General features: G+C 72.4%; 26 protein-coding genes and 1 pseudogene. 10 read left to right on the plus strand and 17 right to left on the minus strand.

The genetic code is table 11. The features are described from left to right. Positions 1-6: 6 nt before the first annotated feature. The 5 genes from ACFY0I_RS13705 to ACFY0I_RS13725 all read right to left on the minus strand — a co-directional run bounded on the left by ACFY0I_RS13705 (position 7) and on the right by ACFY0I_RS13725 (position 5,128). Positions 7-1,221 carry an acetyl-CoA C-acetyltransferase gene (locus ACFY0I_RS13705; RefSeq protein WP_388894086.1) on the minus strand — a complete coding sequence of 405 codons (1,215 nt, stop codon included), beginning with the start codon at positions 1,219-1,221 and terminating at the stop codon, positions 7-9. A gap of 35 nt (positions 1,222-1,256) precedes the next feature. Next, positions 1,257-2,399, minus strand: coding sequence for an acyl-CoA dehydrogenase family protein (locus ACFY0I_RS13710; protein ID WP_388894089.1), 1,143 nt, complete (start codon positions 2,397-2,399; stop codon positions 1,257-1,259). After that, positions 2,396-3,436: an LLM class F420-dependent oxidoreductase gene (locus tag ACFY0I_RS13715; protein ID WP_388894091.1), complete on the minus strand. Its 1,041-nt coding sequence runs from the start codon at positions 3,434-3,436 to the stop codon at positions 2,396-2,398. Before ACFY0I_RS13715 ends, ACFY0I_RS13710 begins: the two co-directional genes overlap by 4 nt. Then, positions 3,436-4,626, minus strand: coding sequence for a CaiB/BaiF CoA transferase family protein (locus ACFY0I_RS13720; RefSeq protein ID WP_388894094.1), 1,191 nt, complete (start codon positions 4,624-4,626; stop codon positions 3,436-3,438). The genes ACFY0I_RS13715 and ACFY0I_RS13720 overlap by 1 nt, the downstream gene beginning before the upstream one ends. A 94-nt stretch (positions 4,627-4,720) precedes the next feature. After that, the gene (locus tag ACFY0I_RS13725; protein ID WP_388894097.1) at positions 4,721-5,128 is read right to left on the minus strand and encodes an MmcQ/YjbR family DNA-binding protein; all 408 of its coding nucleotides are present in this window, start codon (positions 5,126-5,128) and stop codon (positions 4,721-4,723) included. 96 nt (positions 5,129-5,224) lie between these two features. Here ACFY0I_RS13725 and ACFY0I_RS13730 point away from each other — a divergent pair, with 96 nt between their 5' ends. Continuing rightward, positions 5,225-6,424, plus strand: a complete 1,200-nt coding sequence (locus ACFY0I_RS13730; protein ID WP_388894100.1) for a saccharopine dehydrogenase family protein — start codon at positions 5,225-5,227, stop codon at positions 6,422-6,424. Between the two features lie 66 nt (positions 6,425-6,490). Here ACFY0I_RS13730 and ACFY0I_RS13735 read toward each other — a convergent pair whose 3' ends face one another. After that, entirely contained in the window at positions 6,491-7,171 is a 681-nt protein-coding gene (locus tag ACFY0I_RS13735; RefSeq protein ID WP_388894103.1) for an endonuclease V, read from the minus strand. 26 nt (positions 7,172-7,197) lie between these two features. Between ACFY0I_RS13735 and ACFY0I_RS13740 the strand changes: the two genes are divergently transcribed. Beyond that, complete coding sequence (locus ACFY0I_RS13740) at positions 7,198-7,497, plus strand: YciI family protein (RefSeq protein ID WP_388894106.1); 300 nt, start codon at positions 7,198-7,200, stop codon at positions 7,495-7,497. Between the two features lie 145 nt (positions 7,498-7,642). Here the strand turns inward: ACFY0I_RS13740 and ACFY0I_RS13745 are convergent, their stop codons facing one another. After that, a complete protein-coding gene (locus tag ACFY0I_RS13745; RefSeq protein WP_388894109.1) occupies positions 7,643-8,734 on the minus strand; it encodes a WD40/YVTN/BNR-like repeat-containing protein in 1,092 nt (363 codons plus the stop codon). Positions 8,735-9,056: 322 nt separating this feature from the next. Here ACFY0I_RS13745 and ACFY0I_RS13750 point away from each other — a divergent pair, with 322 nt between their 5' ends. After that, entirely contained in the window at positions 9,057-9,473 is a 417-nt protein-coding gene (locus ACFY0I_RS13750; protein ID WP_388894112.1) for an SsgA family sporulation/cell division regulator, read from the plus strand. Positions 9,474-9,658: 185 nt separating this feature from the next. Next, on the plus strand, positions 9,659-11,299 hold the full coding sequence (locus ACFY0I_RS13755) for an ABC-F family ATP-binding cassette domain-containing protein (RefSeq protein ID WP_388894115.1): 1,641 nt from the start codon (positions 9,659-9,661) through the stop codon (positions 11,297-11,299). Positions 11,300-11,344: 45 nt separating this feature from the next. Here the strand turns inward: ACFY0I_RS13755 and ACFY0I_RS13760 are convergent, their stop codons facing one another. Continuing rightward, complete coding sequence (locus ACFY0I_RS13760) at positions 11,345-11,806, minus strand: ATP-binding protein (RefSeq protein WP_388894118.1); 462 nt, start codon at positions 11,804-11,806, stop codon at positions 11,345-11,347. A gap of 622 nt (positions 11,807-12,428) precedes the next feature. Here ACFY0I_RS13760 and ACFY0I_RS13765 point away from each other — a divergent pair. Beyond that, positions 12,429-13,400 carry an acyl-ACP desaturase gene (locus tag ACFY0I_RS13765; RefSeq protein ID WP_388894121.1) on the plus strand — a complete coding sequence of 324 codons (972 nt, stop codon included), beginning with the start codon at positions 12,429-12,431 and terminating at the stop codon, positions 13,398-13,400. Positions 13,401-13,542: 142 nt separating this feature from the next. On the opposite strand, the gene ACFY0I_RS13770 is transcribed toward ACFY0I_RS13765, so the two are convergent. After that, positions 13,543-13,785, minus strand: a complete 243-nt coding sequence (locus ACFY0I_RS13770) for a WhiB family transcriptional regulator (RefSeq protein WP_388894124.1) — start codon at positions 13,783-13,785, stop codon at positions 13,543-13,545. 119 nt (positions 13,786-13,904) lie between these two features. On the opposite strand from ACFY0I_RS13770, the gene ACFY0I_RS13775 reads away from it, so the two are divergent. Beyond that, positions 13,905-14,567, plus strand: coding sequence for a TetR/AcrR family transcriptional regulator (locus ACFY0I_RS13775; protein WP_388894127.1), 663 nt, complete (start codon positions 13,905-13,907; stop codon positions 14,565-14,567). 25 nt (positions 14,568-14,592) lie between these two features. Here the strand turns inward: ACFY0I_RS13775 and ACFY0I_RS13780 are convergent, their stop codons facing one another. Then, positions 14,593-15,459 carry an alpha/beta hydrolase gene (locus tag ACFY0I_RS13780; protein ID WP_388894130.1) on the minus strand — a complete coding sequence of 289 codons (867 nt, stop codon included), beginning with the start codon at positions 15,457-15,459 and terminating at the stop codon, positions 14,593-14,595. A 141-nt stretch (positions 15,460-15,600) separates the two neighbouring features. On the opposite strand from ACFY0I_RS13780, the gene ACFY0I_RS13785 reads away from it, so the two are divergent. Next, a complete protein-coding gene (locus ACFY0I_RS13785; RefSeq protein ID WP_388894133.1) occupies positions 15,601-16,035 on the plus strand; it encodes a VOC family protein in 435 nt (144 codons plus the stop codon). 98 nt (positions 16,036-16,133) lie between these two features. Here the strand turns inward: ACFY0I_RS13785 and ACFY0I_RS13790 are convergent, their stop codons facing one another. Genes ACFY0I_RS13790 through ligD form a run of 3 tightly spaced genes read right to left on the minus strand, consistent with a single transcriptional unit; the run spans position 16,134 to position 18,653 of the window. After that, positions 16,134-16,658 carry an HAD domain-containing protein gene (locus tag ACFY0I_RS13790; RefSeq protein ID WP_388894136.1) on the minus strand — a complete coding sequence of 175 codons (525 nt, stop codon included), beginning with the start codon at positions 16,656-16,658 and terminating at the stop codon, positions 16,134-16,136. Further along, a complete protein-coding gene (locus ACFY0I_RS13795) occupies positions 16,648-17,565 on the minus strand; it encodes a DUF3626 domain-containing protein (protein WP_388894139.1) in 918 nt (305 codons plus the stop codon). The genes ACFY0I_RS13790 and ACFY0I_RS13795 overlap by 11 nt, the downstream gene beginning before the upstream one ends. 53 nt (positions 17,566-17,618) lie before the next feature. Next, positions 17,619-18,653, minus strand: a complete 1,035-nt coding sequence (ligD, locus tag ACFY0I_RS13800; RefSeq protein WP_388894142.1) for a non-homologous end-joining DNA ligase — start codon at positions 18,651-18,653, stop codon at positions 17,619-17,621. A 75-nt stretch (positions 18,654-18,728) separates the two neighbouring features. Here ligD and ACFY0I_RS13805 point away from each other — a divergent pair, with 75 nt between their 5' ends. Then, entirely contained in the window at positions 18,729-19,796 is a 1,068-nt protein-coding gene (locus tag ACFY0I_RS13805; RefSeq protein ID WP_388894145.1) for an ATP-dependent DNA ligase, read from the plus strand. Positions 19,797-19,883: 87 nt separating this feature from the next. Here the strand turns inward: ACFY0I_RS13805 and ACFY0I_RS13810 are convergent, their stop codons facing one another. After that, positions 19,884-21,341, minus strand: a complete 1,458-nt coding sequence (locus ACFY0I_RS13810) for an NAD(P)-binding protein (protein ID WP_388894148.1) — start codon at positions 21,339-21,341, stop codon at positions 19,884-19,886. A gap of 155 nt (positions 21,342-21,496) precedes the next feature. Beyond that, on the minus strand, positions 21,497-22,489 hold the full coding sequence (locus ACFY0I_RS13815) for an NAD(P)/FAD-dependent oxidoreductase (protein WP_388894151.1): 993 nt from the start codon (positions 22,487-22,489) through the stop codon (positions 21,497-21,499). Positions 22,490-22,555: 66 nt separating this feature from the next. Between ACFY0I_RS13815 and ACFY0I_RS13820 the strand changes: the two genes are divergently transcribed. After that, positions 22,556-23,044 carry an NUDIX hydrolase gene (locus ACFY0I_RS13820; protein WP_388894154.1) on the plus strand — a complete coding sequence of 163 codons (489 nt, stop codon included), beginning with the start codon at positions 22,556-22,558 and terminating at the stop codon, positions 23,042-23,044. Between the two features lie 198 nt (positions 23,045-23,242). On the opposite strand, the pseudogene ACFY0I_RS13825 reads toward ACFY0I_RS13820, so the two are convergent. Continuing rightward, a pseudogene (locus ACFY0I_RS13825) lies at positions 23,243-23,500 on the minus strand (IS630 family transposase); the annotation flags it as partial. Between the two features lie 39 nt (positions 23,501-23,539). Here ACFY0I_RS13825 and ACFY0I_RS13830 point away from each other — a divergent pair. Continuing rightward, positions 23,540-23,857: an immunity 53 family protein gene (locus ACFY0I_RS13830; protein WP_388894157.1), complete on the plus strand. Its 318-nt coding sequence runs from the start codon at positions 23,540-23,542 to the stop codon at positions 23,855-23,857. A gap of 69 nt (positions 23,858-23,926) precedes the next feature. Here ACFY0I_RS13830 and ACFY0I_RS13835 read toward each other — a convergent pair whose 3' ends face one another. Beyond that, on the minus strand, positions 23,927-24,589 hold the full coding sequence (locus tag ACFY0I_RS13835; RefSeq protein ID WP_388894160.1) for a GPP34 family phosphoprotein: 663 nt from the start codon (positions 24,587-24,589) through the stop codon (positions 23,927-23,929). Positions 24,590-24,628 lie beyond the last annotated feature (39 nt).

The raw sequence follows: 24,628 nt of genomic DNA on the forward strand, positions 1-24,628 counted from the left end.
GCCGGGCTACAGGCGTTCGACGATGGTGGCGACGCCCATGCCGCCGCCGACGCACAGGGTGACGAGCCCGTAGCGCTTGTCCTGGCGCTCCAGTTCGTCGATGACCGTGCCGAGGATCATCGCGCCGGTCGCCCCGAGCGGGTGGCCGAGCGCGATGGCGCCGCCGTTGACGTTGACCTTGTCGAGGGAGACGCCCATGTCGGCGACGAAGCGCAGCACGACGCCGGCGAAGGCCTCGTTGATCTCGATGAGGTCGATGTCGTCGATGGTGAGGCCGGCCTTGGCGAGGGCCTTGCGGGTGGCCGGGGCGGGGCCGGTGAGCATGATCGTGGGCTCGGAGCCGGACACCGCGGCGGAGACGATGCGGGCCCGCGGCGTGAGACCGCCCCGCTCCCCCGCCTCGCGTGAGCCGATGGCGACGAGGGAGGCGCCGTCGACGATGCCGGAGGAGTTGCCCGCGTGGTGGACGTGGTCGATCTTCTCGACCCAGTGGTACTTCTGCAGCGCGACGGCGTCGAAGCCGCCGAGGTCGCCGATGTCGGCGAAGGACGGCTTGAGCTTGGCCAGCGTGTCGGCGGTGGTGCCGGGGCGGATGAACTCGTCGTGGTCCAGGACGACGAGGCCGTTGCGGTCGGTGACCGGGACGACGGACTTGGCGAAGCGGCCCGCCTTGACGGCCGCGGCGGCCCGTTCCTGGGAGAGGGCGGCGTACTCGTCCACGTCGCGGCGGGAGAATCCGCCGATGGTGGCGATCAGGTCGGCGCCGATGCCCTGCGGTACGAAGCCGGTGTCCCAGTTGGTCATCGGGTCGGCGAACCAGGCACCGCCGTCGGAGGCCATCGGGACGCGGGACATGGACTCGACGCCGCCCGCGAGGACCATGTCCTCCCAGCCGGAGCGGACCTTGGCGGCGGCCAGGTTGACGGCCTCCAGGCCGGAGGCGCAGAAGCGGTTCTCCTGTACGCCCGCCACGGTGTCGGGGAGCCCGGCGGCGATGGCGGCGATCCGGGCGATGTCGGAGCCCTGGTCCCCGACGGGGCCGACGACGCCGAGGACGATGTCGTCGATGGTGGCCGGGTCCAGGCCGGGGTTGCGCTCGCGCAGGGCGTGGATGAGGCCGACGACCAGGTCGATCGGCTTGGTGCCGTGCAGGGCGCCGTTGGCCTTGCCGCGACCGCGCGGGGTGCGGATCGCGTCGTATACGTAAGCTTCGGTGCTCACTGGTCAAGCCTTTCGGAGGTTTCCAAGGGGAGGTTTCAGCCCAGCAGGGAACGGCCGATGATCTCTTTCATGATCTCGGTCGTGCCGCCGTAGATGGTCTGGATGCGGCCGTCGGTGAAGGCCCGGGCGACCCGGTACTCGGTCATGTAGCCGTAGCCGCCGTGCAGTTGCAGGCAGCGGTCCGCCACTCGCTTCTGGAGTTCGGTGGCCCACCACTTGGCCATGGAGGCGTGGACGTGGTCGAGTTCGCCGTTGGAGTGGTCGGTGATGCAGCGGTCGAGGAAGGCACGGGTGACCGCGCACTCGGTGGCCATCTCCGCGATCTCGAAGCGGATGTGCTGGAGCTTGGACAGGGGGCGGCCGAAGGCCTCGCGTTCCTTCACGTACCGGCTGGTGATCTCCAGCAGGTGCTCGGCGGCGGCGATGCCGGCCATGGCGATGCCCATCCGCTCCTGCGCGAGGTTGGTCATCAGGTGGAGGAAGGCGCCGTTCGGTTCGCCGAGCAGGTTCTCCTTGGGCACGCGTACGTCGTTGAAGAACAACTCGGCGGTGTCCTGGGCCTTCTGGCCGATCTTGTCGAGGTTGCGGCCGCGCTCGAAGCCCTCGGCGCCGCGTTCGACGACGAACAGGGACAGCCCGTGCGCCCCGCCCTCGGGGGTGGTCTTCGCGACCACGATGACGAGGTCGGCGAGGATGCCGTTGGAGATGAACGTCTTGGCGCCGTTGAGCAGCCAGTGGTCGCCCCGGTCCTCGGCCCGGGTGCGGATGCCCTGGAGGTCGGAGCCCGCGCCCGGTTCGGTCATCGCGATGGCGGTGATGGTCTCGCCGGAGCAGAAGCCGGGCAGCCAGCGGCGCTTCTGCTCCTCGGTGGCCAAGGAGGTCAGGTACGGGCCGATGATGTCGTTGTGCAGGCCGATGGCGAGCCCCGGGGTGCCGGCCCGGGTGAACTCCTCCGCTATCACGGCGGCGTAGCGGAAGTCGGTGTTGCCGCCGCCCCCGTACTCCTCCGGGACGGCCAGGCCCAGCAGCCCCTGCCGGCCCGCGGCCAGCCAGGCCTCGCGGCTGACGATGCCGTCCTTCTCCCACTGCTCGTAGTGCGGCAGCACCTCCTTGGTCAGGAAGGTGCGGACGCTCTCGCGGAACGCGTCGTGGTCGGCGTCGAAGATCCGGCGCTTCATCGGGGGGCCTCCTCAAGCCAGTTCTTGACGGTTTCGATCAGCCGGGCCGGCTCCGGGCCGACGGGCGTGACGTTGAGCATGGTGACGCCCGCCTCGCGGAAGGCCTCGATCCGATCGCGCACGTAGCCCGCGGGTCCGCACAGGGTCATGAGCTCGCAGAACTCGTCCGGGACCGCGGCGGCCGCGTCGCGCTTGCGGCCGGACAGGTACAGCTCCTGGATCCTGCGGGCCTCCTCGCCGTACCCGTAGGCGACGGCGAGGTCGTTGTAGAAGTTCTTGCCGGGCGCGCCCATGCCCCCGACGTACAGGGCGATCTGCGGGCGGGCGAGGTCCCGTGCGGCGGCGGCGTCCTCTCCGATGGCGAGCAGACCGCCCGCGACGATGTCGAGCGGGCCGAGTTCCGGGGCCCGTCGGGCCGCGCCCTCGGCGAGCGCGCTCCCCCACACCGCGCCGGCCTTCTCCGGGATGAAGAGGGTCGGCAACCAGCCGTCGGCGATCTCGGCGGTCATCGCCACGTTGGCCGGGCCGAGCGAGGCCACGTACACCGGGATCCGGTCGCGGACCGGCCGGGTCAGGATCTTCAACGGCTTGCCGTGCCGGCCGCCCTTCTCGGGCGGGAGCGGCATGTCGGTGATGCCGTGGTGGTCGATGGTCTCGCGGCGCCAGATCCGCCGGCACAGCTCGACGGTCTCCCGGGTCCGACCGAGCGGCCGGTCGTACGTCTTCCCGTGCCAGCCCTCGACCACCTGCGGGCCGGACGCCCCGAGGCCGAGCAGGGCCCGGCCGCCCGAGAGGGCGTCGAGCCCGGCGGCCGTCTGGGCGATGAGGGCGGGGGTGCGGGAGTAGACGTTGACGATGGCCGAGCCGATCTTCATCCGCTCGGTCCGCGCCGCCAGGTACCCCATGATCGTCGGGGAGTCGAAGCCCCAGGCCTCCGCGACCCACAGGGCGTCCAGTCCGGCGTCTTCCAGCTCGGCCGCCGCGTCGGCCGCCCGCCGCGGATCGCCCGCGTAGTCGAGCATCATCGAGAGTTCCATCAGGCGTCCTTCCCCAGCAGGGCCGGTACGTCCCAGTCGGCGGCCACGGACGCGGTGTCGGCGCCCGGCCGCGCCGGACCCGTGGTGACGGCGGTCGGGGTGACGGAGAACCGGGGAGCGGGGGCCGGTTGGGTGATGCCCCCGAAGTCGGTGAAGGTGCCCCGGGCGGCGAGGTGCGGGTGGTGCGGCGCCTCGCGCAGGGACAGCACGGGGGCCACGCAGGCGTCGGTGCCCTCGAAGACCTCGGTCCACTGCGCGCGCGTACGGGACTTGAAGCGCTCGGCGACCGCCTCGCGGAGTTCGCCCCAACGCGCCAGGTCCTTGCGGGCGGGCGCCCGGTCGCCGAGGCCGAGAAGGCCGACGAAGGTGTCGTAGAACTGCTGCTCGAGCGCGCCGACCGCCATGTGGCCGCCGTCGGAGGTCTCGTAGGTGCCGTAGAACGGGCAGCCGCCGTCGAGGAGGTTGACCCCGCGCCGGTCCTGCCAGCCGCCCGCGGCGACCATGCCGTGGATCATGGCGGTGAGGTGGGCGGTGCCGTCGACGATCGCGGCGTCCACGACCTGCCCGGCGCCGCCGGGCGTGCGGGCGTGCCGGAGCGCGGCGAGGACCCCGATGACGAGGTAGAGCGAACCGCCCGCGTAGTCCCCGACCAGGTTGGCGGGCACGGCCGGCGGCTCGTCGGGCCTGCCGATCATGCCCAGGGCCCCGGTGACGGCGATGTACGCGATGTCGTGCCCGGCGGTGTGGGCGAGCGGCCCGTCCTGGCCCCAGCCGGTCATCCGACCGTAGACCAGGGCGGGGTTGCGGGCGTGGCAGTCGGCGGGGCCGACCCCGAGCCGCTCGGCGACCCCGGGGCGGAACCCCTCGATCAGGACGTCGGCGCGCTCGACCAGGTCGAGCACCCGGGCGGGGCCCCCGTCGGCCTTCAGATCGATCAGCACGGACCGCTTGTTGCGGTTGGTGACGTCGTACGCCGGGTCGACGGCGAGGCCGCCCCCGCCGGGCCGGTCCACCCGGACGACGTCCGCGCCCAGGTCGGCCAGGAGCATCGCGGCGAACGGGCCCGGGCCGATGCCCGCCAGTTCGACGACGCGCACGCCCGCGAGCGGGCCGCCGGCCGGCGCGGAACCCGCCCCGGGCTCCGCGGCCGGTGTCGCGCCCGGCTCCGTTCCTGATCCCGTCACTGCCATCGAGCCCCCAGCGCCCCTGGTGCGAGTGTGTGACACAACTGATGTAACACCAGCGATGCTAGGAACGCGTTCCACTCAGCACAAGAGCAAGCGCTTAGTCGATTTCGCCGTCGGCCCGTTCCGCGATCCGCGCGTCCAGTTCCTTGACGTGCCGCTTGAGCGCCACCGTCCGGTAGCTCTCCTCCACCCACTCGCACAACACCTCGGCCGTCGGCGCCCCCTTCTCCCCCAACGGCACCGAGACCCAGCCCGCCCGCCCCAGCCCGTACCCGGTGGGCTCGGCCCCCGGCGCCGTCATCGCGTGGCCGTGCAGCGCCTCGTCCTTCAGCTTCACGGACACGCCGGGGGCGTCGGGGCCGTCCGCGTTCCCCAGGAACACGAAGATCTTCTTGTTGACCTTCACCACCGCGTCCTCGGGCCCCCACGGGTGCTCCTCAACGGCCTCCGGCAGTCCCAGGGCGAACTCCCGCACCGCCTCCCACCTGCGCACCGCAGCCTTCATCGACGCCTCCCACTTACCGCAGGTCACACCTGCCCGCACGGACAGTCGACTCCCACGCTAGCCTCAGCCACCGATACCAGCCGGGAGGAGCGGTTCATGAACCAGCACGTCCGCAAGGAGCGTCCGCAACGGGCCCACGATGTCGTGCTCTTCGGCGCGACCGGCTTCGTGGGAGCCCTGACCGCCGAGTACCTCGCCGCGCACGCCCCGGCGGATTGCCGCTGGGCCCTCGCGGGGCGCGACCCGGCCAAGTTGGAGCGGCTGCGCGAGCGGCTGACCGACCTGAACCCTGCCTGCGCCGACCTGCCGCTGCTGCGCGCGGACGCCTCCGACGGCCCGGCCCTGCGCGAACTGGCCGCCTCCACCCGGGTGCTGGCCACGACCGTGGGCCCGTACGTCTGGTACGGGGCGGAGCTGGTCGAGGCCTGCGCCGAGGCCGGCACCGACTACGTCGACCTGACCGGTGAGCCGGAGTTCGTCGACCGGATGTACGTCGCCCACGACGCGCGGGCCCGGGAGACGGGGGCGCGGCTGGTGCACGCCTGCGGCTTCGACTCGATCCCGGCCGACCTCGGGGCCTGGTTCACGGTGAACCGGCTGCCCGAGGGCGTGCCGCTGCGGGTGGACGGGTTCGTCCGGTCCAACGCCCTGTTCTCCGGCGGCACCCTGGCCTCCGCCCTCACCGCGCTGGGCCGGGGTCCGCAGACCCTGGCCGCGGCCCGCTCCCGCCGCCTGCACGAGCCGAGGCTGCCCGGGCGTCGCGTACGGGGACCCGTGGGCTCCCCGCGCTTCAGCCGGGAGACCGGCTCGTGGGCGCTGCCGCTGCCCACCCTCGATCCGGCGGTCGTGGCCCGGTCGGCGGCCGCGCTGGCGCGGTACGGGCCGGACTTCCGCTACCGGCACTACGCCGCGGTACGACACCTGCCGGTCGCCGTCGGCGGTACGGCGGCCGTGGGCGCGGTGGCCGCGCTGGCGCAGGTCCCGGCGGCCCGCCGGTGGCTGATGGACCGCTGGGAGCCGGGCAGCGGCCCGGACGCGCAGCGCCGGGCGCGCAGCTGGTTCACCGTCCGCTTCGTCGGGGAGGGCGGGGGCCGGCGGGTGTTCACCGAGGTCTCGGGCGGCGACCCGGGGTACGGGGAGACGGCGAAGATGTTGGCCGAGTCCGCGCTGTGCCTGGCCCACGACGCCCTGCCGGACGCCGCCGGGCAGCTCACCACGACCGTGGCGATGGGCGACGCCCTGCTGGACCGACTGCAGAAGGCGGGCATCCGCTTCCGGGTCGCGGCGGAGGACTGAACCCGACGGCCGGCCGACGGGGGGCCGACCGGGTTCGACCCCGGCCGATCGCGTCAGCCGGTCGCGTCAGCCGACCGCGTCGCGCAGGGCGCGGCGGCACAGCGAGTCGGCGTGCCGGGTGGTCTCCGGGATCCGGAAGCGGGGGCTCAACGCGAGGGCGTGGGCGCAGGCGTTGTCCAGCGTGACGCGGTGGCCCACGGACACGTAGACGGGCTTGATCCCGTCCTGGGTGCGCAGCGCCCGGCCGACCACGGCGCCGTCCGCCGCGAGCAGCGGGGCGGCGTCGGAGCGCCGGGCGCCCGGCTCCTCGTACGTGAAGGTGAAGGGGTTCTTGGCGACGCCCATGCTGGGGAGCCCGGTGACCACGCCGAGGTGGCAGGCGAGGCCGAAGCCGCGCGGGTGGGCGAGGCCGTATCCGTCGCAGACCACGAGGTCGGGGGTGACGGTCAGGGCCTCCAGCGCGGCGAGCACGGTGGGCAGTTCGCGGAAGGCGAGCAGTCCGGGGACGTACGGAAAGCTGACGTGCCCGACGGCGGTGGATTCGGCCACGACCGCGAGGGTGGCGGCGTCCAGCACGACGGCCGCGGCCGCGACGAGGTCGCGTGCGTCGTCGTAGGCGACGTCCACACCGGCGACGAGGCCCGCGCCGGGCGGCGGGCCGGTCTCGGTGAGCACGACGTGATGGCGCAGTTCGTCCTGTATCGCCCGGGCCTCGGCCTCGTCGGCGGGGGTCTTCACACTCGTCATGATGGTCCGAGAGTAGCCTGGCGATCATGTTCGTCATGGAGCTCACCTACACCGCGCCCATCGAAGACGTCGAGGACCTGATGGACGCGCACGTCGCCTGGCTGGACGGCCACTACGCCGGCGGCGTCTTCCTCGCGTCCGGCCGCAAGGTCCCGCGCGACGGTGGCGTCATCCTGGCCGGCGGCGTCTCCCGCTCCGAGATCGAGAAGATCGCGGCCGGGGACCCCTTCGCCGTCGCCGGCGTCTGCGCCTACCGGATCACCGAGTTCCTCGCCACGAAGACCTCGTCGGACCTCGCCACGGTCCGCGAGAACCCGGCGACCTGACCCGACCCGACCACTGCCGGTCCGGCTGCCGGTCCGACTGCCGGTCCGACCCGGACCGACTGCCGGACCGGCAACGCCCGACAGCGACGGGCCCGGCCTGCCCCGCGCCCACAGCAGCCGGCCCCGCCCGCCCGTGCGACCGGAGTCAGTGCCGCTCCAGTCGGGCCACCCGGCCCTTCTCCCCCGCCGCCCAGCAGCCTCCGTCGGGCGCGCAGTCGACGGTGTCGAACGAGCCGGGGTCCAGCGACCGCCAGGTGCGGCCGGCGTCCGTGGTGACGTCCGTCCCGGTGGGTCCGACGGCGAGGGCGGTGGACCGCCCGTACGGGTACCAGGTCGCGCCCGACCGGTAAGCGGGCGGCGGCGTCGCCGACCGGGTCCAGTTGCGGCCCGCGTCGGTGGAGCGTGCGGCGGCCTGCGGCGAGGCCTGGCCGGTGCGGTAGTCGCCGCCGACCGCGAGACCCGTCGTACGGTCGCGGAAGGCGAGGGCGAAGACCCCGCGCGCGGGGTCCCCGGCGGGGACCGTGGCGTCGGCCGCGCGCCAGGTCCGCCCGCGGTCGCCGGAGTGCAGCACGCGGGCCGTCGGGCCGCCGCCGGTGGCCAGCCATACGTCGCGCGGGCCGGAGGCGACCAGGCACTGGCCGCTCGCCGCGAACCCGGCCTCGCCGGGGAGCGCGGCCGGCATCCCCGCGTCCGGCAACACCTCCCAGGTGCGACCGCCGTCCTCGGTGGCCAGGATGCGGAACTTGCCGTCCACCGGGTCGCTCATGGCCAGGCCGTGGCGGGAGTCGAAGAAGGTCAGGCAGTCGTAGAAGGCCCGCGGATCGGGGTTGCGGAAGGTCTCGGTCCAGGTGATCCCGCCGTCCTCGGTCCGCAGCACCCGGGACGCCTCGCCCTCGCCGATGGACAGGGCCACCGCCCGACGGGCGTCGAAGGCCTCGATGTCGCGCAGTTCCAGCCCCTCGGCGACGGCTCCGGGCGGCGAGACGTCCCGCCAGCTGCGGCCCCCGTCGACGGTGCGCAGCACCACGCCCTTGGAACCGGCGACCCAGGCCGTGCTCCGGCCGACCGCGGCCAGGCCGCGGAAGCGGGAGTCCTTGTCGGTGGACTTCACCGACCAGCCGTGGCCCCGTAAGCCCGCTCCGGCGGATGCCGGGGCACCGGTGTCCGCCTGCACCGGGGCGGCCACCGACGCCACCAACAGGGCTGCCGCGCACATGCCAACTCCCAGAAGTCTCATGGCGCCGGAAGCTAACGCACCCCGCGATCTCCGTCCAGGGCGCCTCATGGGGCCGTTCGTGGTACCCGCGGGCGACTTTGGGCCTGTGGAGTGAGCGGTAACAGGACTTAATCCGAGGGCCCGGGGCCCATCGATCGGTCGACCGATCCTTGGCACACCGTCCCGCCATCGTCACTCTGTGCGATCACACGGGCGAGATCCGGCCAATCGGTGACACAGCTCACGTCATCCCGCATGCACGGATGTGCCGATTCCGGCGTCTATCCGGTTGCCGGACTCCACCCCACAGCCCGGCCGCAGATCCGCCGCAAGGGAGCGAGCCTTGATCACTGTCATCGAGCAGGCCGTGCAGGCCCGACTGATCGCCACCGCGCCGAAGGTCGAGACCGTGCCCGTCACCCTCTGCTACGACCGGGCCGATCCCTTCGCCGTCCGCATGGCCTTCCCCGCGCTCGCCACCCTGGAGGGCGTCGAGGTCTCGTGGACCTTCGCCCGCGAGCTGCTGTCGTCCGGCATCCGGCAGCCGTCCGGCACCGGCGACGTACGGGTGCGCCCGTACGACGGTGACCGCACGACGATCGAGTTCCACGCGGCCGAGGGGGTGGCGATCGTGCTGATGGTGACGGGCGAACTCCAGCGGTTCCTGGACCGCGCCGCCGTCGTCGTACCGCTGGGGCTGGAGCACCACTACCTGGACATGGACCACAGCCTGGCCGAGCTGATGCGCGGGTCCTGCTGACCCCCGCCGGATATTCGGTTGCGGGCGGCCACGGCCGTCCGTAGCTTCGTGAACGCCCCATTGCCGCCGAAACGGAGTAGGACGTTGCTCGTCTGAGGTTCGAGACACCGACCACCGACACGACCACGTGACAGTCGGCTGTCTCCCCGCGTTGCACGCACCATCCACGCAACCTGGAGGCCTCCATGAGTCATGCCCCTACCCATGTCACCTGTTCCGACGTTTCCTTCGAATGGCCCGACGGCACTCCCGTCCTCGACGGTTTCCACTGGGCCGTCGGCCCGGGCCGCACCGGCCTGATCGGCCTCAACGGATGCGGCAAGTCAACCCTGTTGAAGTTGGTCGCCGGTGAACTGCGCCCCTCCGGTGGCCAGATCGCCGTCGCCGGGTCCATCGGCCACCTCCCGCAGGACGTCACCCTCGCCACCGGAGCCCGGGTGGACGAGGTCCTCGGCATCCGCGACACCCGCGCGGCCCTGCACGCCATCGAGGCGGGCGAGGCCACCGAGGCGAACTTCGCCGCCCTCGGCGACGACTGGGACGTGGAGGAACGGGCCCTGGCGACGCTCGACCAGCTCGGCCTGGCCGGGATCGGCCTGGACCGCACGGTCGGCGAACTGTCCGGCGGCGAGGGCGTCCTGCTGCGGCTGGCCGCTCTGCTGCTCGCCCGACCCGACGTACTGCTCCTCGACGAACCGACCAACAACCTGGACCTGCGGGCCCGGCGCCGGCTGTACGCGGCCGTCGAATCGTGGACCGGGGTGATGGTCCTGGTCAGTCACGACCGCGAACTGCTGGAGCGCGTCGATCAGATCGCCGACCTGCGCGACGGCGAAGTCCGTTGGTACGGCGGGAACTTCTCCGACTACGAGGACATGCTCGCCGCCGAACAGGAGGCCGCCGAGCGCATGGTCCGGGTCGCGGAGGGCGACGTCCAACGCCAGAAGCGCGAACTCGTCGAAGCCCAGGTGAAATTGGCTCGACGCAAGCGGTACGGCCAGAAGATGTACGAGAACAAGCGCGAGCCGAAGATCGTGATGGGTGCCCGCAAGCGGGCCGCCCAGGAGTCGGCCGGCAAGCACCGCATCATGCACGCGGAGAAGCTGACGCAAGCCCGGGAGCGGCTGGACCAGGCCGTGGAGGCGGTCCGCGACGACGCCGAGATCCGGATCGACCTCCCCGCCACCCAGGTCCCGCCGGGGCGTCGGGTGCTGACGATGACTGATCTGCGCCTGGCCCACGGGGTGGAGGTGGCGGGCGTCCGGGAAGTGCGCGGGCCTGAGCGGATCGCGCTGGTCGGCGGCAACGGGTCGGGCAAGACCACGCTGCTGCGAACCATCGCCGGCCTCGTCCCGCCCGTTTCCGGCGAGGCGGTCACGCACGTGCCGACGCGCTACCTGCCGCAGCGCCTGGACGTGCTGGACGACGGGAGGACGGTCGCGGAGAACGTGGCGCGGTTCGCCCCGCACGCCACGAACAACGTGATCCGGGCGCGGCTCGCGCACTTCCTCTTCCGAGGGGCCCGCGCGGACCGGGCGGCGGGCACCCTGTCGGGCGGCGAACGCTTCCGGGCGGCGCTCGCGGCGCTGCTGCTGGCGGAGCCGGCTCCCCAGTTGCTGATGCTGGACGAGCCGACCAACAACCTGGACCTCGCGAGCGTACGACAGCTCACCGGCGCCCTGGAGTCGTACGAGGGCGCCCTGCTGGTGGCGAGCCACGACGTGCCGTTCCTGGAGTCGATCGGCATCACCCGGTGGCTGCTGCTCGACGGCGAGTTGCGGTCGACGACGGCGGAGGAGGTCAGGCAGTCCCGCTGGGAGGACTGAGCGTCGCGGCGGTCCGGGGCGGGTTCGGCCGGGCCCGACCCGCCCTCAACGGGACAGCAGAGCCCAGGACTTGGTGCCGCCGCGCGGGGTCAGTACGGGGGTGAGCCCCCAGTCCCCGCCGCCGGACTCCACGGCCCGGGCCAGCAGCCACATCGCCCGACTGCGTTGCCGCCGGCACTCCTCCCCGTCGTCGGGCGAGGCGTGCGCGGGGTGCTGGTCGTAGAGGACGATCCGCAGCGCGTCGAACTGCCAGCGCACCGTGAGCGTCATGTCCAGGCCGGGCGTGAACCGGTCGGCGCAGGAGACGAGCTCGGAGGCCGCGAGGGCGGCGGCGGGGCACAGGTCGGCCAGCCCGTGCCGCAGCAGCAGGGACCGTACGGTCGCCCGCGCGGCCCCGGCGCCGTGGGGGCCACCGGGCAGGCGCACCGAGTGGCGGAGTTTCTCCGCGAGGGGCGGGGCCGGCCGGAACTCGCGGTCAGCTCGCAGGCCGCGGAGGGTGCCCGTCATCGTGCTGCTCCCACTTCTGATGTCCTCGGTGCGGGGGTGCGGGGTGCGCGCGGCGCGCACGGGGTGGCGTCGTGCCGGGTGGCGTCATGTGCCGGGTGATGTCGTGTGCAGAGTCATGTCGCGTGCAGAGTCGTGTCGCGTGCGGGGTGATACGGCGGCGGCGTACAAGGGATGCCGCATCCAGGGTGATGTGGTGTAGAAGGTGGTGCGGTGCACGCCGTGGCCTCCGGCCGGGCACACCGGTACGGGCAAGCGCCCGCACGGGCCCGGGGTCGCCCCGCGTGAGATCCGCACTACCGACCGTAGCGCAACAGGCGTCTTCACTGCCACCACTTGTACGCCTACATGATCTATTCCCGTGGTATTTCAGGACCTGCGCCGACCACATCCGTCACGACCCGCATCCGGCGACCCGGAACGTCAAAACCAGGGACCGGAGTCCACTATTCGAAGTGAATCTCGGGCCTCAAAACCCACCCAGCACGCTTTCAAACTGCGCAAATAACCGGATGTAACGGGGCATAGTCACCCCTGGGGCTTGGCTCGCCTTGATGTCGCGCTTAACCTACGACTCCGTAGGCTACGGAACCGTAGGTAATTCGCTTTGCACCCAGGAGTACCCGTGACGATCACCTCTCCCCACCTCGGCAGCTCGGAGGCGTGGACCGACGCCAAGTTGCTGTTCGCGCTGGAAGAGGTGGTCGAAAAGGAACTCAACCGCCACCTGAAGGTCACCAAGGACTGGATGCCCCACGAGTACGTCCCGTGGAGCGAGGGCCGGAACTTCCCCGGCTTCTTCGAGGACGGCGAGGCCTGGGACCCGGCACAGTCCAAGGTCACCGACATCGGCAAGATCGCGCTGGTCGTCAACCTGCTGACCGAGGACAACCTCCCCAGCTACCACCACGAGATCGCGACGCTCTTCGGCCGCAACGGCGCCTGGGGCACCTGGGTCCACCGTTGGACCGCCGAGGAGGGCCGACACGGCATCGTGATGCGCGACTACCTGCTGGCCTCGCGCGCCGTGGACCCGGACAAGCTCGAAGCGTTCCGCATGCAGCACATGTCGGAGGGCTTCGAGTCCGACAACAGCCACTCGATGCTGCACTCCGTCGCGTACGTGGCCTTCCAGGAGCTCGCGACCCGCATCTCGCACCGCAACACCGGTCACCAGTCCGGTGACCCCGTCTGCGACCGGATGCTGGCCCGCATCGCGCAGGACGAGAACCTGCACATGATCTTCTACCGCAACCTGCTGGGCGCGGCCTTCGAGATCGCCCCGGACCTGACGATGAAGGCCGTCCGGGACGTGGTCGTCAACTTCCGGATGCCGGGTCACGGCATGCCCGGCTTCGAGCGGATGGCCGCGCAGATGGCGATCGGCGGGGTCTACAACCTGCGGATCCACCACGACGACGTACTGAGCCCCGTGATCCGCTTCCTCAAGATCATGGACATCGACGGTCTGGGCCCCGAGGGCCTGCAGGCCCAGGAGGAGCTCGGCCTGTTCATGGACGGGCTCGACAGCGAGGCCCGCAAGTTCGACGAGCGCCTCGCGGCCCGCGCCGCACGCGTGGCCGCCCGCAAGGGCTGACCCCGGCCCACCCGCCCGCCCGTCGGGCGGTCCACGCCGAAAGCCCCGGGAGGGCCGTGCTCCCCGGGGCTTCGTCGTGCGCGGCGCCGCACCCGTGGGCGTAGGCCGCCGGGGGCGCGGGAAGCGGCGCCGCGGGCGTACGTCAGCCGCGCGGGCGCAGGGCCTGCCGTTCCGCTTCCGAGAGGCCGCCCCAGACGCCGAAGCGCTCGTCGTTGGCCAGGGCGTACTCGAGGCACGCCGTCCTCCCCTCGCACGCCCCGCACAGCCGCTTCGCGTCCCGCAGCGAGGAGCCGGGCTCGGGGAAGAAGAAGCTCGGGCCCGTCTGGGCGCACAGGGCGAGGGCGTACCAGGCGGGGGTGGTGCTGGTGGTGGTGTTCATCGACATGCGCCGATCGTGGCTCCCCCCGATGTACGTCTCATCAACGCGCGATCAACACCCGCACACACCGGCACACTGATCCCTTGCCACACAGTGAACGATCGTGCGTTCGGTAAGCTGGCCGCATGGCAGACGGGCGCGTGGAGCGCGGGAACCAGACGCGGCGGACCGTACTCGACCGGACCGTGCGGATCGCCTCGGTGGACGGTCTCGAGGGTCTGTCGCTGGGCAGGATCGCCACCGATCTGGGGCTGAGCAAGAGCGGGGTCTTCGCCCTGTTCGGCTCCAAGGAGGACCTCCAACTCGCGACCGTCCGCGCTGCGGTGGACGTGTTCGTGGAGCAGGTCGTACGCCCGGTGCGCGAGGAGCCCGCGGGCGTCGCCAAGGCGTGGCTGCTGTGCGAGCGGTGGATCGCCTACTCGGCGGGACGGGTGTTCCCCGGCGGGTGCTTCTTCTACACGGTCTCCGCCGAGTTCGACGCGCGACCCGGCCCGGTGCGCGACGAGATCGCCACGGCGCGCTCCGACTGGACGCGTTACGTGGAACGGGTACTGGACGAGGCCCGTTTGACGGGCGCCTTCCGCGAGACGTTCGGGGCGACGGACGTGCCGCAACTGGCCTTCGAGATCATCGCGTTGATGGAACTGTCCAACGCCCACTCGCTGCTCCTCGACGACACCGTCGCCTACGAGCGGGCCGGCCGGGGCATCCTCGACCGCCTGAGGACGGCCGCGGCCACCCCGGAGGAACTCCCGGAACGACCGCCCACGACGGGCGTGGCCGCCTGACGGGGGGCGGACGGGCCGGGGCGGCTCAGCGAGCCGGGGCGGACTTCATTCCGGCGAGGAACTCGGCCGTCGCCGCGACCACTTCGGGGTCGCGGAGGATGCGCCGGTGGCCGAGTCCGCGGGTCTCGATCAGCCGGGCACGCTCCCCGTAGGCCTCCGCGAGCCCCCGCGATTGGGCGGGGGTGGTCGTATCGTCCTCGGTGTCGTGCACGAGCAGGATGCGTTCGGGAGCCGGTCCCGGGTCGAGGCGGGCATCCAGGCGGCGCCAGATGTCCGGGGTTCCGGCGAAGAGCCGGTGTTCCACATGGCCGCGCAGGGCCCGTACGACGGCCGGCCCGGCGGGCAGGGCGTGGCGGAACCCTTCGATGACGTAGTCGAAGTGGGCCACTCCCCCGATGCCGACCACCCGCTCCACGCGGATGCCGTCCCGCAGGGTGAACAGGGTCGACAGGACCCCGATGGAGTGGGCCACGATGGCGGAGAACTCCCCGTGTTCGCGGTGCAGTCCGTGGATGACCTCGCGGAAGTCGCGTATCGAGGCGGCCCGACCGCCGGACTCCCCGTGCCCGGGGGCGTCGAAGGCGACCACGCTGTGTCCCCGGGCGCGGAGCGCCTCCACGAAGGCGGCGAACCGCGAGGCGCGCGAGGACCAGCCGTGCACCAGCAGCACGGGGCGCGGGCCGTCTCCCCACCGGTAGGTGGTGACGGACGCGCCGTTCACGGTCAACCGGCCCCGCTCGGCCCGCCCCATCACCTCGACCTCCGCGGGCCGCAACGGGGGCCGCCCGAGCGGCCGGATGAACAACGCGAAGGCGGCCTTTCCCGCGAGGCCCGGGGCAACCCGGGCGGCGATGTCGAGGGTGACGCTCACCAGTGCAGCCATGGGACGCATGCCCACTCCTCCGGATCTCCGCGGGACCGATTGACGTCGGCCGGACCATGGAAAAATATTAGCACGGTCGTTCGTGCTTATTTTGGAGCAGCTCAACTCCCCTCCGGCGCCGATCCGTCCACGCGCCACTATGGTGGTCCGATGTCAACGATCAAGCAGTTCCAGGTGACCTTCGACTGCGCGGACCCTGAGCGCGTCGCCCGTTTCTGGTGCGAGGTGCTGGGCTACGTCGCCCCGGCGCCGCCGGAGGGGTTCGCCACGTGGGACGCCTACAACCTTTCGCTGCCGGCCGAGCGTCGCAATGCGGGCTTCGTCTGCTCCGATCCCTCGGGGGTGGGCCCGCGCATGTACTTCCAGCGCGTTCCCGAGGGGAAGGTGGCCAAGAACCGGGTGCATCTTGACGTACGGGTCGGCACCGGGCTCGTGGGCGCTGAGCGCCTCGCCACCCTGGAGGCCGAGTGCACCCGACTGGTCGCGCTCGGCGCGATACGCCAATACGTTCTCCTCGCCGACGAGGAGAACGAGTCGTGCATCACGATGCAGGACATCGAGGGCAACGAGTTCTGCCTCGACTGAGACGCCGCCGAGCACCTGCGCGCAAACTCTTCCGCAAGGCGACCGGTTGTCGTCCGCGGCCGGCGAACAACCGTTGATGTGCCTTCTGGTTGCCGGACTCAGGCCGTCAGGGTGGTCAGCCAGTGCGTGAGGGCTTCGAAGTCCGGTTCGGTGAGGCCGGTACGGGGGTCGACCCGGTGGAGGAAGGCGGGTCGCGGGTGGTGGGCGGCGGCCCAGGCGCGGTCGGCCGGGGTGATCTCGTCGTCGAACCAGGCGAACGCCCGGTCCCCCGCCCAGGCCAGGAGGGGCCGGGTCTTCCAGTGCAGGCCGTCCCGCCCCTCGTCGGCAGCCGGCTCCGGCCACTCGACCACGGGCAGTCGAGGCAGTCCCAGGATCGGCGAGACGGCCTCGTTGGCCTCCTCGACCCACGTCGTGGCCCACACCGGATCACAGGGCAACGCCAGCAGCCGCGCACCGACGCGGGGGTCGAGCCGAGCCAACAGCGGGTTCCCGTACGTCTCCCACCGCCCCGGGTACGTCCGGTATCCCGTCCCCCCGAAGGGGATCAGCGGCCCGTCGACATCCAGGAACAGCAGCGGCCGACACCCTGGCGCGGCGGCCTCACGCCGCCGATCACTCACCATCGGCCACCGCCCCCGCCCCCTCCATCGGTACCGCCTCCGGTACCGGGGGCGCCGGTTCGGCGGCGGCCTCCGCGGGCGTCCCGAACCGCGCGAGGCAGTGCCACACCTTCTTGACGGCCTGGGGGTCGTGGAGGCCGGCACGTACGGCATTCCCGACGATCCGAGGGTCGAGCACGCCGTCGACCGCGATCCGCGCGCCCAGGTCGACGTGGTCCCGGCCGCGATAGTCCGGGTGACGTCGGAGTTCCTCGACCCCGAGTCGGAAACCGGGGTGCCACTCCACCGGGCAGCCAAGACGCAGGGCCGCGGCCTCGACCGGCGTGTCTCGGAAGCAGGGGTCCAGGACCAGCGCCTCCGCATCGCGGCGCAGCCGGACCTGCCCGTGCACCTGGGCCTCGACGTAGTCGTCGAGTTCGTCCTGCCGATCGGCGAGGGCCAGAGCGACGAGGCCCATGCGGGCCGCGACGCCGAAATCCGAGGGTTCGAGGAAACTGTCCGGGTAGCAGAACGTCGTCCGCGCCAGGGTCCGCGCCGACAGCCGGAAGTGGGCGGAGCCGAACCGCGGCGCCCCACCGAACGGCTTGCGACGGAAGTTCAACGCGCCGTAGACGGGACGCTCATGGGCGCTCGCCGCGTCGTACGCCCCGTCGAAGATCCGGCTCTCCCAACGCCACCGGTCGCCACCGGGATGCGCGGTGAGTCCGCCGTTGCTGGTCCCCGTGACGAACTGCGAGCGGTAGACGCCGTCCTCGGCCAGGGCGTCCAGGATCGGCTTGCCGTGCAACAGCCGGTCCGGGTGGAAGTTGAGGGTCACCCGAAGCGCCGGATCCACCGGAGGGCCCGATGCCAGTTCCGCGACGTGTCGAAGGGCTTGTTCCCGTGCTGTGGGGGATGTCGCGGAGGTCATCCGCACAGTGTTCCCCAACTCGATCGACCGGCGCTCGCCGAATGAACGCCCTCTCAGGCGGTATCGGGACCGTCCTCGTGCTTGGCCCGGCTCGGTTGGACCCTCTTGGGTTCGCCGGGCATCTTGGGGTAGTCCGGGGGGTAGGGCATGTCCCCCAGGCCGTGGTCGTGTTCCTGCCGGTCGGCGAGTTCCAGGATCGTGTCGAGCGAGAAGGCGTGGTCGTCCATCTCGGCGTGCAGGTCGCCCAGTTCGGCGAAGCGGGCCGGCATGGTCACGATGTCGAAGTCGCGCGGTTCCGCGTCGTCCACCTCGTCCCAGCGCAGCGGCGCCGAGACCGGGGCGTGGGGACGCGGGCGGACGGAGTACGCGGAGGCGATGGTCCGGTCGCGCGCCGTCTGGTTGTAGTCCACGAAGATCCGCTCGCCGCGCTCCTCCTTCCACCAGGCCGTGGTGACCTTGCCCGGCATCCGCCGCTCCAGCTCCCGGCCCAGGGCGATGGCACAGCGCCGGACCTCGGTGAACGTCCAGCGGGGTGCGATCGGCACGAAGACGTGCAGGCCGCGCCCGCCCGAGGTCTTGGGCCAGCCCCGTAGCCCCAGCTCGTCCAGCAGGGCCCGCAGTTCGTGGGCGGCGGCCACCGCGTGGTGGTAGTCGGTGCCGGGCTGCGGATCCAGGTCGATGCGGAGTTCGTCGGGCCGGTCGGTGTCGTCGCGGCGCACCGGCCAGGGGTGAAAGGTGAGGCAGCCCAGGTTGGCGGCCCACAGGACGGCGGCGGGCTCGGTCGGGCAGATCTCGTCCGCCGTGCGGCCGCTGGGGAAGGAGATGTGGGCGGTCGGGATCCAGTCGGGCAGGTTCTTGGGTGCTCGCTTCTGGAAGAAGGACTCGCCCTCCACCCCGTCCGGGAACCGTTCCAGGGTCGTGGGGCGGTCGCGCAGGGCGCGCGTGATGCCGTCGGCGACGGCCAGGTAGTACTCGGCGACGTCCCTCTTGGTGAGTCCCCGCTCGGGGAAGTAGACCTTGTCCGGGCTGGACAGCCGTACCGCCCGCCCGCCCGCGTCGAGCTCGATCGCACCACCCGCAGCAGCCATGTGCGCCACGGTAGGCGGGCTCGCCCGGGTGCGCATACCGGGCGGGGCCGGACGTACCACCGCAGAATCCTGTCTATGGAACTGCCGGTGATGCCCCCCGTGAAGCCGATGCTCGCCAAGTCCGTGTCCGCCATCCCGGACGGCATGCAGTACGAGGCCAAATGGGACGGCTTCCGGGCGATCGTGTACCGCGACGGCGCCGAGGTCGAGATCGGCAGCCGCACCGGCAAGAGCTTGACCAGGTATTTTCCCGAGCTGGTGGCGGCATTGACGGACAACCTGCCGGATCGCTGCGTGGTGGACGGGGAGATCGTGATCGTGCACGACGGGCGGCTCGATTTCGACCGGCTGACCGAACGCATCCATCCCGCCGCCTCGCGCGTGAAACTCCTGGCCGAGACGACACCCGCCAGTTTCGTCGCCTTCGACCTGCTCGCCCTCGGCGACGACGCCTTCCTCGACACCCCGCTCGCCGAGCGCCGCGGCGCCCTCGTCCAGGTCCTCTCCACCGCCCGTCCCCCCGTCCACCTCGCGCCCGCCACCACCGATCCCGCGCTCGCGCGGGAGTGGTTCGAGCAGTTCGAGGGCGCCGGACTGGACGGGGTGATCGCGAAACCCCTCGACCTCCCGTACCGGCCCGATGCCCGCCTCATGTTCAAGATCAAGCACGAGCGTACGGCCGACGTCGTCGTCGCGGGTTTCCGTTTCCACAAGAGCGGTCCGATCATCGGATCGCTCCTCCTCGGGCTCCACGACCAGCACGGAACCCTCCAGCACGTGGGCGTCTGCGCGGCCTTCCCGATGAAGCGCCGCGCCGAACTGGTCGAGGAGCTCGCGCCGTTGCGCATGGACGATCCTCGGGAACACCCCTGGGCCGCCTGGGCCGAGGAATCCGCGCACGAGAGCGCCCGCCTGCCCGGCGCCCAGAGCCGCTGGACCGGCAAGAAGGACCTCTCCTGGGTGCCGCTGCGCCCCGAGCGCGTCTGCGAGGTGGCCTACGACCACATGGAGGGCGACCGTTTCCGGCACACCGCCCAGTTCCGCCGCTGGCGCCCGGACCGGACCCCGCTCGGTTGCACGTACGCCCAGTTGGAGGAGGTCATCGGCTACGACCTCGCCGAAGTCCTGGGAGCCGGTGGCTGACACGCCGCCGGGGCCGGAACCCGCGGATCCCCGGCCTGCGGGAACGCGGCCCTGCCCCGCCCCCCGAGACGCGCCGCCGGGTGGCCCTCAGACCGCCGTGAGCCTTTCCCATTGCGCCCGGTCCGGACCCACCGCGTTCGGGGCGTAGTCCGGGCGGGCGGCCAGCCACCGGGTCACGCGGGCCCGGATGCGGGGGTCCGCGTACGCCCGTTCGGGGGGTTCGGCCAGGTGCCGGACCTTCGCGCGGGCCCGCATCACCTCCGGGTCCTCCAGCGCGCAGTCGAACAGCGCGGCCACCTCCCGCGCCGTCCCCGTCCGCCCCGCACGGGTCGCGAAGCGCGCCCCGATGGCCGTGTCGGCGACGACCTGGAAGTCGAACCAGGGCTTCAGCGTCCGGACGGCCCAGTCGTGGTACTCGGCGGCGAAGCGGAGGGTCCCCGGCTCCCGGTGCGCCGACCGGGCCACCCGGTGCGCGGCCCACAGCGCGAGCGAGGTGCCCTGCCCCAGGGTCGGGTTGGTGTGGGTGAGGGCGTCCCCGACCGGGACGAGCCCGCTCACCACGGGACCCCGCTCGTCCGCCAGGGCGCTCCACCGGTTGTCGAGGCTCGCCATGGCCAGGACGCCGGACAGCGGTTCGGCGCCGGTCTCCAGCCAGGCCGCGCCCGGCGGGAAGGCGCGTACGGCGGCGTCGAAGACGGCCGGGGTGCGCAGCGCGCCCCGACTGGGATCGTCGGTGTGCACGAACAGCGTGACGGCGAAGATCCGGTTGTCGGCCGGGAAGACCGCACAGCCCGCGAACGCCCCGCCGGTCACGGTCCACGGTCGGCGCGGCCCCTCCTCCATGCCCTCGGGCAGCCGGTACCAACGGCAGAAGTACGCGAGCCCGGTGCGGTGCCGCTCGACGGCGGCGGGACGGCAGCCGGCCGCCGCCAGCAGGCGCTCGACGCCGCCGCGCCGCCCGGCGGCGTCCACGACCAGGTCCCCCTCGTACGCCCCGTTGCCGGTGGTCAGCCCGGTCACCCGAATGCCGGCGCGAGGGTCCGCGGGTTCTGCGCGAGGGTCTGCGCGGGGATCGACACGGGGGTCGGTTCCGGTTCCGTCCTCGCCGACCGTGACGAGCCCCTCCACGGGTTCCCCGTACCGGGTGACCACGCCCTGTTCGGCGCGCAGGGCCGTGGCGAGCGCGCTCTCCAGCACGATGCGGCGGGCCTGGAGCATGACGAGGTCCTCGTCGCCGGGCCGCGCCGGCGGGCGGGCGTCGAACCAGTCCAGTTCGTGCCGCTCCCGCGCGCCGAGCCTGAGCATCTCGGCGTGTACGTCGGGCAGTTCGCCGAGCAGCACCTTGCGGGCCGCTCCGAGCAGCGCGTGCGGCTGCGCCGCCTGGGGTACGGACGGTCGCCGCCAGCGGAAGAAGTCCCGGTCGAGGGCCGTACCGGGGGCGCGGGTGTCCCGCTCGAACAGTTCGGCGGTGTGTCCGCGCCGCGCCGCGAGCAGGGCGGTGGCCAACCCCGCGATCCCTCCGCCGATGACCAGTACGTGTGCCATTGCATCCCCCTGGGCGGCCGATGAACCGTACGACGATCACACCGCGAGAGCCTGCACGGACGAGCCTCGAACGAAACCCGCACGGTTGTCCGAATCGCCGCGCTCCCGACCGCCACCCCGCCGCCCCGGCGCCCTCCCGACCGGCCGCCCACCGCCTACCGACCGCCCTCCCCGCCCCCGGCCCGCCACGCCGCGACCGCCTCGCGCGTCTGCGCCTCGACGAGGTCCGCGTTGATCGCGGCGCCGGCGCGCACGCCCTGGGCCGCCGCACCGGACAGCTGCTCCACCGGGGAGGTCACGTTCCCCGCGACCCACACGCCCGGCAGGGCCGTGGCTCCGGTGGCCGCATCGGATGCGACGCAGGTGCCGATCGGCACCCCGCCGCGCTCCACCGTCGTCGTCGGCAGACCCAGTCCGCTCAGCACGGCCGAACGGGCGGTGAACCGCGGAGCCACCACCACCGCCCGGCACGCCACCGTCGCACCGTCGGCCAGCTCCAACCCCGTCAGCCGGTCCCCGTGGACGACCAGGCCCGTCGCCCTGCCCTCGACCACGGCGATGCCTCGGGCGGCCAGTGCCTCCCGGTCCTCGGGGCCGGGCCGCGCGTCGTGCGCGACGAGGGTCACCCGGGGGCTCCACTGCCGCCACAGCAGGGCCTGGTGCACCGCGAGCGGGCCGGTCCCGAGAACCGCCAGGGGCTGGTCCCGGACCTCCCAGCCGTGGCAGTACGGGCAGTGCAGCACGTCCCGCCCCCAGCGCTCCCGCAGCCCGGGCAGCTCGGGCAGCTCGTCCACCAACCCGGTCGCGACCAGGAGCCGTCGCGCCCGGACGGCCGAACCGTCCCCGCAGCGCACCAGGAAGCCGTCCTCCGCCCGGTCGGCGACGATCGCGGTCCCGGCCCGCCCGGACCGGAACTGCGCCCCGTACCCGGCCGCCTCCTCCCGCCCCCGGGCCAGCAGCCCGACGGGGCTCTCGCCGTCACGACCCAGGTATCCGTGCAGGTGCGCGGCGGGCGCGTTGCGCGGCGCCCCGGAGTCGAGCACCAGCACCGACCTGCGGGCCCGGGCCAGGGTCAGCGCCCCGGCGAGCCCGGCGGCACCGCCGCCCACGATCACCACGTCGAATTCGCTGCGCGTCACGTTGTCCATGGCCGCGAGGGTGCGCCCGGCCGGCGGCGCTTGACAAATCACGTTGCCGAACCGGCAAATGGAACCATGACCGACGGGAACGAACGCCCCGAACGAGCCGCGCCCCGCCCCCACGCCGTGGTCGGCGTCGGACTGATCGTGATCGGGGCCGATGACCGGATCCTGCTCGGGCAGGCGCACGACGGCCGCTGGGAGCTCCCGGGCGGCAAGGTCGACCCCGGTGAGGGTTTCGAGCAGGCCGCGGCCCGCGAACTGGCCGAGGAGACGGACCTGCGCACCGCGCCCGACGGCGTCGAGGTGCTCGCCGTCGGGATCGACTCGACGTCCGGGGTGACCCGGCTGACGGCGGCGGCCGTGACCCGTTCGGCCACCGGCACGCCCCGGGTCACCGAACCCCACAAGATCGTCCGCTGGGAGTGGTTCGCCCCGGCCGGAATTCCGGGGGAGCTCTACGCCCCCACGGCCGCGGTGCTGCACAGCTGGCGCCCGGAGCTCGCTCCCCCGCCCCAGGACGCCTCTTACACCTGCCGCAACACGGCCGGCGCCGACTCCTGAACCGACGCCGACCCACCCGCCGAGGCCGCCCGCCGAGCCCGTCGGGCCCGCCCGACGGCTTCCGCGCCCCGAACCTAGTGCTCTGACCGCAGAGGTTCACCGGTTTGGGGTCAGGCTGCGTCGGTGAGGGGGCATCCGCCCCAGCGGATGGCTTTCGCGCTGCGGATGCGGGCGCGTTCCTTGCGTTCGGCGGCGAGAGATGGGTGCGTCGTCGGGTCGGGCCGCACGGATCGATCCCAGCGCGGCCAGGGACTGGGCAGAGCCTTTGTGGCGGCGGTTGACGCCCCACAGGGTGTCGTCGCCGATGGAGTAGCAGCCGTGGAAGCAGGTGACGCCGTGGGTGCGGTGGTAGGTCACCGGGATGCGGTCGGGCTTGGTCTGGGCAGCCCAGCAGGAGCCTGTGGTGGGGCGGATTCCCAGCGGGCCGAATTCATCGAAGGCGAACACCATCCGCGGTCCGGCCCTGGCCTCGCGGCTGACCTAGCATCTCGTGCCATGAACAAAGCCGAGAACGTCTTGGAGTGGCTGCAGGCCTGGTACTCCGCACAGTGCAACGAGGACTGGGAGCACGAGTGGGGTGTCAAGATCGAGACGCTCGACAACCCCGGCTGGTCCGTCCGCATCGATCTGGAGGACACCGACCTGGAGGGACACGACTTCCCTCGCCAGGACCTCAAACGCAGCAAGAACGACTGGGTCATGGCCCGGACCTCCGACATGACCTTCGACGCCGCATGCGGACCAGGCAACCTCACCGAGGTACTCGTCCTCTTCCGCAGGTGGGCGATGGAGAACACCCCCAACGAACGGTAAGACGGCCCCAAGCTGATACCTCCAGCTCCGGACACCACCCCAAGCCGGTGAACCTATGCGGTCAGAGCACTAGGCGGTGGCCGCCACGACGGTGGCGGCGGTGACCGCGAGCATCGCCGCCTGCATGTCGCGGATGGCGATGCGCACGCTCTCGGCGGCCCACTGACCGGCGGCCAGCTCCCGCATCCTCGGGACCACGGCCTTGTCCTCCCGACCCGGGAAGGCCAATCGGTGCAGCTTGGCCGAGTGGAGCAGTGAGATCAGCCCCGCCGTCCGCTCGTCCGGCTCGGAGCCTTCCAGGACGACCGCGGCGAGCCGCTCACGCAGTGCGCGCTCCACGGAGCCGTCGGCCTCGGGGTAGCGCCGCTGCGGGAACACCCCGAAGACCTTGCGCACCTCCTCGACGACCAGCCCGCGCTCGCCCAGGCTCTCCAGGGTCGCGGCGACCGCCTTGGTGTGGTCCTTGGTCAGCCACTCCGTCACCCGACGCTTGTCCCGGTCCCGCAGCCAGGCCTTGATCAACAGGATCCTGCCGTCGAGGAGTTGTTCCCCGGTGGGGTCGGCGTCGACGAGCGTCAGGTACTTGCCCGACACCGACACCCGTTCCGCCATGACGAGTTCGAGCAGGATGGCGCCCGCTACGGCCCATCCCGCCGCCTGCCGCTGCTTCGCCGCCCCGGACTCGTCGTCCAGGGACAACAGCATGATCTCCTCGGCCAACGTGATCGCCATGTCCGTCCCCCGTCGTCCCCGTCACCGCACACGTCTCAC

Source organism: Streptomyces sp. NPDC001568 (assembly GCF_042893755.1).
Classification (GTDB): Bacteria; Actinomycetota; Actinomycetes; order Streptomycetales; family Streptomycetaceae; genus Streptomyces.

Coding starts and splice junctions, on each gene's coding strand:
- ACFY0I_RS13755 (WP_388894115.1), top strand. CDS start 9,659: ATGAGTCATGCCCCTACCCATGTCACCTGTTCCGACGTTTCCTTCGAA.
- ACFY0I_RS13735 (WP_388894103.1), bottom strand. CDS start 7,171: ATGACGAGTGTGAAGACCCCCGCCGACGAGGCCGAGGCCCGGGCGATA.
- ACFY0I_RS13760 (WP_388894118.1), bottom strand. CDS start 11,806: ATGACGGGCACCCTCCGCGGCCTGCGAGCTGACCGCGAGTTCCGGCCG.
- ACFY0I_RS13720 (WP_388894094.1), bottom strand. CDS start 4,626: ATGGCAGTGACGGGATCAGGAACGGAGCCGGGCGCGACACCGGCCGCG.
- ACFY0I_RS13740 (WP_388894106.1), top strand. CDS start 7,198: ATGTTCGTCATGGAGCTCACCTACACCGCGCCCATCGAAGACGTCGAG.
- ACFY0I_RS13715 (WP_388894091.1), bottom strand. CDS start 3,436: ATGGAACTCTCGATGATGCTCGACTACGCGGGCGATCCGCGGCGGGCG.
- ACFY0I_RS13790 (WP_388894136.1), bottom strand. CDS start 16,658: ATGGTGAGTGATCGGCGGCGTGAGGCCGCCGCGCCAGGGTGTCGGCCG.
- ACFY0I_RS13815 (WP_388894151.1), bottom strand. CDS start 22,489: ATGGACAACGTGACGCGCAGCGAATTCGACGTGGTGATCGTGGGCGGC.
- ACFY0I_RS13710 (WP_388894089.1), bottom strand. CDS start 2,399: ATGAAGCGCCGGATCTTCGACGCCGACCACGACGCGTTCCGCGAGAGC.
- ACFY0I_RS13835 (WP_388894160.1), bottom strand. CDS start 24,589: ATGGCGATCACGTTGGCCGAGGAGATCATGCTGTTGTCCCTGGACGAC.
- ACFY0I_RS13770 (WP_388894124.1), bottom strand. CDS start 13,785: ATGTCGATGAACACCACCACCAGCACCACCCCCGCCTGGTACGCCCTC.
- ACFY0I_RS13775 (WP_388894127.1), top strand. CDS start 13,905: ATGGCAGACGGGCGCGTGGAGCGCGGGAACCAGACGCGGCGGACCGTA.
- ACFY0I_RS13810 (WP_388894148.1), bottom strand. CDS start 21,341: ATGGCACACGTACTGGTCATCGGCGGAGGGATCGCGGGGTTGGCCACC.
- ACFY0I_RS13830 (WP_388894157.1), top strand. CDS start 23,540: ATGAACAAAGCCGAGAACGTCTTGGAGTGGCTGCAGGCCTGGTACTCC.
- ACFY0I_RS13780 (WP_388894130.1), bottom strand. CDS start 15,459: ATGCGTCCCATGGCTGCACTGGTGAGCGTCACCCTCGACATCGCCGCC.
- ligD (WP_388894142.1), bottom strand. CDS start 18,653: ATGGCTGCTGCGGGTGGTGCGATCGAGCTCGACGCGGGCGGGCGGGCG.
- ACFY0I_RS13795 (WP_388894139.1), bottom strand. CDS start 17,565: ATGACCTCCGCGACATCCCCCACAGCACGGGAACAAGCCCTTCGACAC.
- ACFY0I_RS13785 (WP_388894133.1), top strand. CDS start 15,601: ATGTCAACGATCAAGCAGTTCCAGGTGACCTTCGACTGCGCGGACCCT.
- ACFY0I_RS13745 (WP_388894109.1), bottom strand. CDS start 8,734: ATGAGACTTCTGGGAGTTGGCATGTGCGCGGCAGCCCTGTTGGTGGCG.
- ACFY0I_RS13725 (WP_388894097.1), bottom strand. CDS start 5,128: ATGAAGGCTGCGGTGCGCAGGTGGGAGGCGGTGCGGGAGTTCGCCCTG.
- ACFY0I_RS13820 (WP_388894154.1), top strand. CDS start 22,556: ATGACCGACGGGAACGAACGCCCCGAACGAGCCGCGCCCCGCCCCCAC.
- ACFY0I_RS13805 (WP_388894145.1), top strand. CDS start 18,729: ATGGAACTGCCGGTGATGCCCCCCGTGAAGCCGATGCTCGCCAAGTCC.
- ACFY0I_RS13730 (WP_388894100.1), top strand. CDS start 5,225: ATGAACCAGCACGTCCGCAAGGAGCGTCCGCAACGGGCCCACGATGTC.